This window comes from Rhodococcus sp. BS-15 (assembly GCF_000813105.1).
Lineage (GTDB): Bacteria > Actinomycetota > Actinomycetes > Mycobacteriales > Mycobacteriaceae > Rhodococcoides.
Genome location: NZ_BAOX01000486.1, coordinates 1 through 2,076, shown reverse-complemented (window position 1 = coordinate 2,076; position 2,076 = coordinate 1). Strand labels below are relative to the sequence as shown.

3 protein-coding genes and 1 pseudogene are annotated in these 2,076 nt (G+C 67.8%); 1 reads left to right on the top strand and 3 read right to left on the bottom strand.

Annotated elements, in window-relative coordinates; translation table 11 throughout:
* Positions 1–190, top strand: a 190-nt coding sequence (locus RHBS_RS27190) for an ESX secretion-associated protein EspG (protein ID WP_187298664.1), incomplete at its 5' end; no start/stop codon positions are given.
* Here the strand turns inward: RHBS_RS27190 and RHBS_RS27185 are convergent.
* From RHBS_RS27185 to RHBS_RS27175, 3 genes and pseudogenes are all read right to left on the bottom strand, one after another.
* The gene (locus RHBS_RS27185) at positions 183–848 is read right to left on the bottom strand and encodes a histidine phosphatase family protein (RefSeq protein WP_121871788.1); all 666 of its coding nucleotides are present in this window, start codon (positions 846–848) and stop codon (positions 183–185) included. The two genes, RHBS_RS27190 and RHBS_RS27185, sit on opposite strands and share 8 nt — an antisense overlap.
* Positions 845–1,777 carry a prephenate dehydratase gene (pheA, locus tag RHBS_RS27180; protein WP_121871787.1) on the bottom strand — a complete coding sequence of 311 codons (933 nt, stop codon included), beginning with the start codon at positions 1,775–1,777 and terminating at the stop codon, positions 845–847. The genes RHBS_RS27185 and pheA overlap by 4 nt, the downstream gene beginning before the upstream one ends.
* A 9-nt stretch (positions 1,778–1,786) precedes the next feature.
* Positions 1,787–2,076 (bottom strand): annotated as a pseudogene (locus RHBS_RS27175) (hypothetical protein); the annotation flags it as partial.

Sequence of the window (2,076 nt, the reverse complement as noted above, 5' to 3'; positions counted from 1 at the left end):
GGCACGGCACCCGCACGTGGCCGGCAGACCCGTCGCCCTGTTCGACACCCGAGCCGGACGCATCGTCGCCACCTCCACCCTCGCCGCCGACGGCACGTCGTGGAGCTCACTGACCGGCGCAACGGATCGCAGAGTGACCTCTGCCCTGGCCGAGCTGATCGCATCGGCGCAGAGCATCTCCGCTAGCTGATCGGGTTGTCGGCCTTCTTGCTGCCCTTGCCCTCGAACGGCGGCAGGAACGTGCCCCATTTGGCGCAGGACCATCCTCCGCCCGGTAGCGGAAGCAGCTCGACGGTGTGGGTGTTGTCGAGGTGGTTGTCGGCCGCGAACGTGCCCTCGACGCCGGCCAGTACCGCCGCCACCAGTCGGATTGCGGCACCGTGACTGACGACAACGACGTCGCCTGCGGTGTCGTCACCCAGGTACTGCGCGCGGAGGCCGTCGAGCACCGGGACGTAGCGCTCCAACACCGAATGTCCGCTGTCGCCTCCGGGTACGGTCGCCGCCAGATCTCCGGCGTGCCAGCGGCTGAAGATCTCGGTGAACTCGCGGTGCGCGTCCGGGTCGTCGCGGTCCTCCAGATCTCCTGCGAAGGTCTCGTGAATCCCGTCGGTGACCAGCAGGGGAACCCCGGCCGCTCGCTCGATGTAGCCGGCAGTCTGCTTGGCGCGCAACGCAATCGAGGACACCAGCACCGCGGGCCGGCGACCGATCCAGGTCTGCGCATAGGCCTCGGCCTGCTGGTGCCCCAACTCGGTGAGCTCGGCTCCCGGCGGTGAGGTGTCGAGTATCTTCGCGACGTTGGCTGTGGTCTGACCGTGCCGGACCAGAATCAGTTTGCCCATCACAGATCACCGCGTCCGGCACGAATGTCTGCGACCCACTGCACGTGTTCGTCGATCGGCGGCGGTACCGAACCACCCGTTCCTGTTGCGGTGGGCCAGGATCCGAGGAACCGCAAAGGCATCTTGCGGTGGAATGCGGCCAACATCTCCGCGACGAGCGGGTCGTCGATGTGCCCGGCACAGTCGATGAAGAACCTGTACGTTCCGAATCGTGAACGGGTGGGCCGTGATTCGATGAAGGTCAGGTCGATGTTGCGAATTCCGAACTCGGCCAACGCGGCAGGCAGCGTGCCCGGATCGTTCGGCGGCTCGAGTACCACCGAGGTGCGGTCGGCACCGGTGCGCGCAGGCACCGATTGCGGCGCGGTCACCAGTACGAAGCGAGTCCGCGCGCCCTCCACGTCGATGATCCCGTCGGCCAACTGCGGCAACTTCAGGCGCTCACCGGCGAGCCGGGTCGACACCGCCGCATCGACCATTCCGGCCGCAACGTCCTCTGCTGCACCGGCATTGGACGACGCGGACTGCACCACGGCATCGGGCATGGTTGCCTGCAGCCACTGGCGCACCTGATTGAGTGCGATCGGGTAGGCGCTGACCGTGCGAGCCGAATCGAGGGTGACACCGGGACCGCCGAGAATGGTGAAGGCCACCTCGATCTCGGTCTCGGCGACGATCTGCAACCGGCGACCCTCCGACAACGCGTCGAGCGTCGGTGGAACCGCTCCCTCGATGGAGCTTTCGATGGGGACCACGGCCGCGTCGGCCGCACCAGATCGCACGGCCTCGAGCGCTGCAGGCGGGTTCGACGCCGAGATCCGCTCGACCGTCCCGTCCAGACCGACTGCGCCGAACGTTCCGAGCCTCTCGAACTGCGCAAGCGCCATCTCCGTGAACGTTCCCGATGGGCCGAAGTAAGCGATGCGAGACACGCCCCGAGGTTACGTTGTCGACGTCGACGAAGCGATCAAACCGACGTCGACGAGCCGGGCGCGGGCACGGGCGGCGTCGACGATCTCGATTCCGAGCAGCACCTCGCGCACCGCCTCGGCGGCCTCGGGGATGAGGGCCGCAATGCGGCAACCTTCGGAGCAGCGAGGGCCGCAGCGATGTCGTCTCCGCGCAGCGACGCCACCGTCGCGGCAAGGATCGCAAGCACCTCGTCGCCGGAGTCGGCGCGGGCGACGAGGCCAACATCGGCGTGCGAGACCACGGCGAGTACGTCGGCGAT